Genomic DNA, 6,646 nt, shown 5'->3' with positions numbered 1-6,646 from the left:
CCCGAACCTGTCCGGTGGGCTGCCGCTCTCCGCGCTGCTCTCCCTGGAGTCCAACGAGAAGGCGCTCGCGCTGACGACGCTGGCCACCGAGGGCCCCGGGATCGCGCTCGGCACCAAGCTCGGTGTCGTCAAGCGGGTCAACCCCGAGGTCCTGCTCAACAAGGACGAGTGGGAGGTCATCAAGCTCGCCGACGGCGACGAGGTGGTCGGCGCGGCCGAGCTGCGCACCGGCACGGAGGCACTGGTCTTCGTCACCTCCGACGCGCAGCTGCTCCACTTCCCCGCCGATGTCGTACGTCCCCAGGGTCGCAGCGCCGGCGGCATGGCCGGCGTGCGCATGGTTCACGGCTCCCGCGTGGTCTTCTTCGGCGTGGTCTCCCCCGACGCACCCGACGGCGCGGCCGTCGTCACCGTGTCCGGGTCGTCCTCAGCGCTGCCGGGCACCGAGGCAGGCTCGGTGAAGACCACCCCGTTCAGCGAGTTCCCCGCCAAGGGCAGGGCCACCGGCGGCGTACGTGCCCATCGCTATCTCAAGGGCGAGGACTCCCTCGTCTTCGCCTGGGTCGGGGCCGCGCCTGCGATGGCCGCGGCTGCCTCCGGTGCACCGATCGAGCTGCCCGAGATCGACCCGCGTCGCGACGGCTCCGGGGTGCCGCTGGAGCAGCCGATCGACGCGGTCTCCGGTCCTGTGGCCAACATGTTCCCGCCCTCGGCTGACTGAGGGTGGGAGGGCGTGGCATCCTGACCCGCATGCTCACGACTCTGGGGCGAAACCTGCCACGCCTCGCCTTCGCTCTCATCGCTGTCCTCGCCGCGCTCCTCGTGATGACCTCCTGCGGTGACGAGGACCCGACCAAGGGACGTACGCCGAAGCAGGTGCTCGCGGCAGCGCAGAAGAGCCTGGACGAGACCAGCGGGATCAACTTCTCGATCGCCTCGGACGACTTGCCCGAGGGCATCACGACACTGAAGAAGGCGACCGGGACGCTGACCCGCAAGCCCGCTTTCGAGGGCAAGCTCACCGTGCCCGTGATGGGCACGGAGGCGCAGGTCGACGTGGTCTCGGTCGACAACGTGGTCTACGCGAAGCTGCCGTTCACGACGGCGTTCCAGGAGCTCGACCCAGCCGACTACGGCGTCCCCGACCCGGCCGCCCTGATCGCGCCCGAGACCGGCATCTCCTCGCTGCTGGCGGCGACCGAGAACCTGAAGATCGGCAAGTCCGTCCGAGGCGGCGCCGACAACGACGAGATCCTCTCGACCTACACCGGCACGCTGCCGGACACAGCCGTCAAGAAGATCCTCGCCGGCGCGACCGGAGAGTTCGACGTCACCTACATCGTCAACGACACCGACCAGCTCACCGAGGCCACCATCAAGGGCCACTTCAGCGGCGAGGGCGAGGCGGCGTACTCCTACACGATCGACGTGAGCGAGTACGGCGTCGAGAAGGAGATCACCAAGCCGTGAAGGCGGTCCTGTGGCTGGCTGCGATCGCGGTAGCGTTCGCTGCCGCGGACACCTACGTGGTCGTGCTGGCCCTGCCGGACATGATGGCGGGCGTCGGGCTCTCGATCGAGGAGCTGCAGCGGGCCGCGCCGCTGATCTCGGGATTCCTGCTGGGCTATGTCGCGGTGCTGCCGCTGATCGGACGGCTCGCGGACCTGCTCGGACACCTGCCGGTGCTCGTGGGTGGGCTGGTGGTGTTCGCCTTCGGCTCGTTCCTGACGGCCCTGTCATGGGACCTGACGACGATGGTGGTGGGTCGCTTCTTCCAGGGGCTGGGCGGCGGCGCGCTGGTGCCGGCGACCCTGGCGCTCGTCGCGGTGCTGTATCCCGCCGAGCGCCGTGGGGTTCCGCTCGGGCTGGTCTCGGCCGTCCAGGAGCTGGGCTCGGTGCTCGGGCCACTGATCGGCGCGGCGGTGCTCGCGGTCGCGGACTGGCGGGCGATCTTCCTGCTCAACCTCGTCGTCGGGGCGGTCTTGGCGGTGGCGATCCGGCGGCTGGGCCGGGCGAAGCCTCCCGCCCCTGGACGTGGGCGACGACCGGACCTGGTCGCGCCGCCGCTGTTGCTGATCGCCGGCACCGCGTTCGTGCTGCTGGCGATCGAGCCGGCCAGCCTCGTACAGGACCTGACCTGGGGCGCGCTCTACGTGCCCACGGCCGGGTCGTCGCGCTGGCTGACGCCGCTCGGTCTGGTGACGATCGTGGCGACGCTCGCCGCCCTGTTGAAGTGGGGCTTGAAATCAGGCGTACGCAGCGTTCTTCGCCGGATCTCGGCCGAGGTCGATCTCCTCGGAGCGCTGCTGCTCTCGATCGGCCTGGCCGGGGTGATCCTCGCCTTCGCGACCGCCGACCCCGAGGTCGCGGTCTTCTCCGAGCAGGGCACCTGGTATCTGGTCGCCGCCGGGCTGGCCCTGCTGGGTTTCGTCTTCCACCTGCGCCGGGCGCAGGACCCGATCGTGCCGCACGGTGCCTTTGCCCGGATGCCGGCCTGGGGCTCGGTGCTGGTCTCGTTCTTCGTCGGCGCCGCGTTGGTGGCGGCGCTGATCGATGTGCCGCTGTTCGCCCGTACGACGATCTACGGGGACAGCCAGCTGAAGGCGGCGCTGGTGCTGCTGGAGTTCCTGGTCGCGCTGCCGGTTGGCGCCGTCGCCGGCGGGTTCCTGACCCGGCGGCTCCCCGCGGGCGTGATCGCCGGTGGCGGGATGCTGCTGGCGGCCGTGGCGTTCGTTTTCATGGCCCGCTGGGATGCCGACGCGCTCCGCTCTGCGTGGGCAACGGTCGTGCTGGTGTGTGGTGGCCTCGGGTTCGGGCTGGCGCTGGCCCCGGTCAACGCCGCGATCCTGGCCACCACCGAACAGTCCATGCACGGCCTGACCACGTCCTTCACGGTCGTGGCCCGCATGGTCGGCATGCTGGTGGGAATCTCGGCCCTGACCACGATCGGTCTGCGGAGCTACTACGCCGCCCAGGCCGATCTGCCGTCACTGTCGGAGGTCTGCACCGGCAACGGCATGTGCTCGGAGTATCAGGACCTGCTCATCGGCGCAGCCATCGCCCAGGAGCACACCGTCTTCGCCGGGGCCGCGATCAGCGCCGGGATCGCCGCGCTGCTGTCGGTGGTGCTGTTGCGCGGTGCGCCGACCCGTGCCCTCGCGCCGAGCGAGACCGTCACCGCCCTCTGAGTCTCACGACTCCACATACTCGGGCCGCGTGGACTTCATCTTCTCGTGAGTCAGGTTCCGCCGCCCGGCAGCCCGCTCGACGGTCCCGAGCGCAGCCCCGAGCCCGAAGGCGGGCATGTTGCCGTACAACGTCTCGACCTGATCGGCCGGCACCCGATAGGTCTCGTGCCAGATCCCGACATCGCCGGTTGCCGCCGCATTCCGGTTGAAGGCAGCCCACGCGGGAGCATGCGCGAGCCCCGGGTCCTTGGCGAACCGTCCGAGCTCCTCGACGCTGCGCCAGTACTGCACCGTCATGACGGTGCGCCCGGACCAGTAGTTGCGCACGGAGAGCAGCCCGAGATCGGGGTCCTTGGCGAGCTGGGCCAGCATCCGCGGCATCGCGACGAAGGCCGGGAACCAGCTGCGCACCTTGTGCCAGCGGTGCACGCGCATCCCGATCAGGAACACCACGACATCGTCCGCACCGACGTCGGCGACGCTGTGCCCAGGTGTGACGCCGTCCGGCACGTTCTTCGGGGCCTCCCGATAGGCCCGAGCAATCTTCGACATGCCCATCCCCTTTGTTGGATAGTGAAAGTATCTAGCATAGGATAGTGCCTCTATCCAGCGCGCTGTCAACCCTGTTCCCGGAGGAACGATGCGGATCTCCGAGCTAGCCGAGTCGAGCGGCGTGAGTGTCGCCACGATCAAGTACTACGTACGCGAGGGCCTGCTCCGCCCCGGAAGAAAGATCGCCGAGCGCCTCGCCGACTATGACGACAACCACGTACGCCGCCTGCGCCTGCTCCGCGTGCTGCGTGATGTCGGCGCCGTGCCCGTCGGGGCGCTCAAGGCACTCGTCGAGGCGACCGAGGACCGCAGCACGTCGGTCCACGAGATGTTCGGCGAAGCCTGCGACGCCCTCCGCATGGAGAACGCCATCCCCGAGGCCGGCGGCGACCTCACCCGTGATCTCGCCGACCAGCTCGTCGCCCAGGCCGGCTGGACGAAGATCAGGTCGGACGCCCCCGAGCGCGACCACCTCGCCGGCATCATCAAGGTCATCCTGGACAGCGACATCCGCACCGACCCCGAGGGCGCGGCAAACTACCTTCGTGCCATCGATGCGATCGCGAGCTACGAGCTCGACCAGGTCGATGCGACCCAGGACCGCGAGACCATGATGGAGCAGATGGTCCTGGGCCAGGTCGTCCTCGGGGAGTTCCTGCTCTGCCTGCGCCGCCTGGCCCACGAACACCACAGCGCCCTACGGTTCGCAGGGCGCCGCTGACTCACGGACGTTGGCGAATGTGGGCATGAACCGGTCCCACGACGGGTACGGGACCACCAAGGCCTCCCCGACGTACAAGGAGATCTGACATGACGTACTCAACGATCACCGGCGAGCGCGACCACACCGCCCAGCACTCGATATGGAACGGCACGACGCCCCGCGCCAAGTGGCAGGAGACCTCCTGGGTCAAGCGGATCACCGCCATAGCCACGGCGCTCGTCCCGGTCGTCGTCGCCGTCGCCGTCGCCATCCGCAAGCTCCAGGCAGGTGAGCGACGGTGAGGACTAAACGAAATCTGTTCATCCTCGCGCTGGGCGGCGTCACCGGCTACGTCCTCGGCCGCTACCCCCGAGAGTCCTTGGAGAAGGTACGCAACGTCGCCGGCGCAGGCGTAGGCCTGGCCCGCGAGCGGGTAACGACAATGTCCGTCCCAGGACTCCCCCTCGGCCGCCCCGGCGACCACCGTTCCCCGAACGCCCAGCGCCCGAAGACCACCGACGGCGCCGGCGACGGCGACGTCGACAGAGACTCGATGCCGTACATCGACCGCGCTCATCCCTAACCGCGCTGGTCTCTAGCCCGTGCCGGCCCCTAGCCCTGATGGCCCTTCCGGGTCGCACGGCTGGGGCCGCAGTCGGAATCGGCCGTTGGTCCGTGGTGCTGTTTGCCACAGCGTCCCTGGTTGGGCACGAGCTTGGCGATACTGGTCGGTGCGTCTTGATGGGCGAGGGTGTCGCGGGCGCCTGCACAAGCCGAGGACACCTTATGAAGCCTTCACAAGATCGCCCCCGTTGATGCAGGCCCGCCGAGCCTGGGCAGCGGATGATCGCCTGACGACGGGACTCCGGACGTCCCCCACTCTTCAGGACATTCCCCCACCCGCGGAGATCTTCCCCACGTTCCGGCGCGTGGGGAAGATTCACCAGCGTGGGGCAATCTCCGCATCAGTGGGGAAGTCCCTGCGCCCTTGAGGCGCGATGACACCAGCCTGTCCGGTCTTGCTCGAGCACTTGCGATGCTCGATGCGATGGTTCGATGGCTCATGTACCAGCGCAGGACACACGGCCACAGAACCCGCTGATCGGTCACCCAGACACAGGGCACACGGGCACACGGCCACAGAGCACGCGGGCACGCGGGCACGCGGGCACGTCCGCACGTCCGCACGGGACATGCGGACGCGGGTTTCTCAGCGGCTGCAACCGAGTCTCGCCAGGTTGGACCAACGCTGACGGGCCTGGCTAGGCGCGGCGGCGCAGGTGCGGCGGACCTATCGACCATGGTCGAAGCGGACGCTGCAGGTTGATCTCGACTGAGCCGGGCTAGGGTCGGCGAGTGTACCTGATCGTCCCGTCCGGCAATCGCTCGTGGGTGTAACCGGGAGCATGGGCCAGACGGTGATGGTGCGGGCACAACAGCACCCCGTCTTTGAGGTCGGTCTTCCCGCCCAGTGCCCACGCGGTCAGGTGGTGGGCATCGCACCATTCTGGTGGCATGTCGCAGCCCTCGGCTTGGCAGCACGTCTGCTGCAACCGGAGCGCTTTGCGCTGGATGGGCTGGAAGAACCTGCTGTCGCGGCCGGCGTCGAGGACCCGGCCATCACTACCCAACACCCAGGGGATGATGGTGGCGTTGCAGGCCATCTTCCGGGCGTCCGCCGCGCTGATCGTGTACCCGTTGGTCTCGTCGAAACCGAGCAGCGCGGTGCCGAGGTCTTTGCGGAGCTCGGCGAGGCTGATCACGACGTTGACCACGGTCGCGTCCCCGCCGTGCCTGGGGAGGGCGGCGGGGTCGATGGTCTCGATCAACCGCGCGAAGCCCTGTCCCATCAACCTCTCCCACGGTGGCAGTGGGGCGCCCTTGTCGACCAGCCGCTGTTTGCGTGGTTGGGCCCAGGCCTCGACTTGGGTCTTGAACCGGGCTCCGATGGAGATCGGGAGGACTCCGTTGAATCCGATGGTGCCGTCGTGGTTGTTCCAGACCCGGAGTGCGGTCTTCTGCTGGGCTCGTTCCTCCTCGGCGAGCAGTGCCTTCGCTTCGGCGTCTTCGAATCGGGCGGGGTCGATCTCGGCCAGGATCCGTTTCCCGACGATCCGCAGCTCGTTGGCGGTCAGTGTGGTGGCGTAGTCGACCAGCAGCTTCGCCGCGAGGGTCAGGTCCTCGCCGGTGGCGATGGGGTTGG

General features: G+C 68.7%; 8 protein-coding genes. 6 read left to right on the top strand and 2 right to left on the bottom strand.

Translation table 11 applies throughout. The annotated features are described in order from the left end of the window. The 3 genes from ACRDPS_RS14055 to ACRDPS_RS14045 form a co-directional block, all read left to right on the top strand. Positions 1–721, top strand: a 721-nt coding sequence (locus tag ACRDPS_RS14055; RefSeq protein ID WP_431502267.1) for a DNA gyrase C-terminal beta-propeller domain-containing protein, incomplete at its 5' end; no start/stop codon positions are given. A gap of 29 nt (positions 722–750) precedes the next feature. Then, a complete protein-coding gene (locus tag ACRDPS_RS14050) occupies positions 751–1,470 on the top strand; it encodes an LppX_LprAFG lipoprotein (RefSeq protein WP_431502266.1) in 720 nt (239 codons plus the stop codon). Beyond that, positions 1,467–3,188, top strand: a complete 1,722-nt coding sequence (locus ACRDPS_RS14045; protein ID WP_431502265.1) for an MFS transporter — start codon at positions 1,467–1,469, stop codon at positions 3,186–3,188. Before ACRDPS_RS14050 ends, ACRDPS_RS14045 begins: the two co-directional genes overlap by 4 nt. 3 nt (positions 3,189–3,191) lie before the next feature. On the opposite strand, the gene ACRDPS_RS14040 is transcribed toward ACRDPS_RS14045, so the two are convergent. Next, a complete protein-coding gene (locus ACRDPS_RS14040) occupies positions 3,192–3,740 on the bottom strand; it encodes a DUF4188 domain-containing protein (RefSeq protein WP_431502264.1) in 549 nt (182 codons plus the stop codon). A gap of 88 nt (positions 3,741–3,828) precedes the next feature. On the opposite strand from ACRDPS_RS14040, the gene ACRDPS_RS14035 reads away from it, so the two are divergent. The 3 genes from ACRDPS_RS14035 (at position 3,829) to ACRDPS_RS14025 (ending at position 5,026) form a co-directional block, all read left to right on the top strand. Next, positions 3,829–4,461: a MerR family transcriptional regulator gene (locus tag ACRDPS_RS14035; RefSeq protein ID WP_431502263.1), complete on the top strand. Its 633-nt coding sequence runs from the start codon at positions 3,829–3,831 to the stop codon at positions 4,459–4,461. A gap of 89 nt (positions 4,462–4,550) precedes the next feature. Continuing rightward, positions 4,551–4,745: a hypothetical protein gene (locus ACRDPS_RS14030; protein WP_431502262.1), complete on the top strand. Its 195-nt coding sequence runs from the start codon at positions 4,551–4,553 to the stop codon at positions 4,743–4,745. After that, positions 4,742–5,026 carry a hypothetical protein gene (locus ACRDPS_RS14025; protein WP_431502261.1) on the top strand — a complete coding sequence of 95 codons (285 nt, stop codon included), beginning with the start codon at positions 4,742–4,744 and terminating at the stop codon, positions 5,024–5,026. The genes ACRDPS_RS14030 and ACRDPS_RS14025 overlap by 4 nt, the downstream gene beginning before the upstream one ends. Positions 5,027–5,786: 760 nt before the next feature. Here the strand turns inward: ACRDPS_RS14025 and ACRDPS_RS14020 are convergent. Continuing rightward, positions 5,787–6,646, bottom strand: an 860-nt coding sequence (locus ACRDPS_RS14020; protein ID WP_431502260.1) for an HNH endonuclease signature motif containing protein, incomplete at its 5' end; no start/stop codon positions are given.

This window comes from Nocardioides sp., from assembly GCF_050699375.1.
Taxonomy (GTDB): Bacteria; Actinomycetota; Actinomycetes; order Propionibacteriales; family Nocardioidaceae; genus Nocardioides.
Note: the sequence above shows the minus strand (reverse complement) of the source record. Positions and strands in the feature narration are given on the sequence as shown.

Bases quoted from the DNA above. Each gene is read 5' to 3' on its own strand.
- ACRDPS_RS14050 (WP_431502266.1), top strand. From the start codon at position 751: ATGCTCACGACTCTGGGGCGAAACCTGCCACGCCTCGCCTTCGCTCTC.
- ACRDPS_RS14040 (WP_431502264.1), bottom strand. From the start codon at position 3,740: ATGTCGAAGATTGCTCGGGCCTATCGGGAGGCCCCGAAGAACGTGCCG.
- ACRDPS_RS14035 (WP_431502263.1), top strand. From the start codon at position 3,829: ATGCGGATCTCCGAGCTAGCCGAGTCGAGCGGCGTGAGTGTCGCCACG.
- ACRDPS_RS14030 (WP_431502262.1), top strand. From the start codon at position 4,551: ATGACGTACTCAACGATCACCGGCGAGCGCGACCACACCGCCCAGCAC.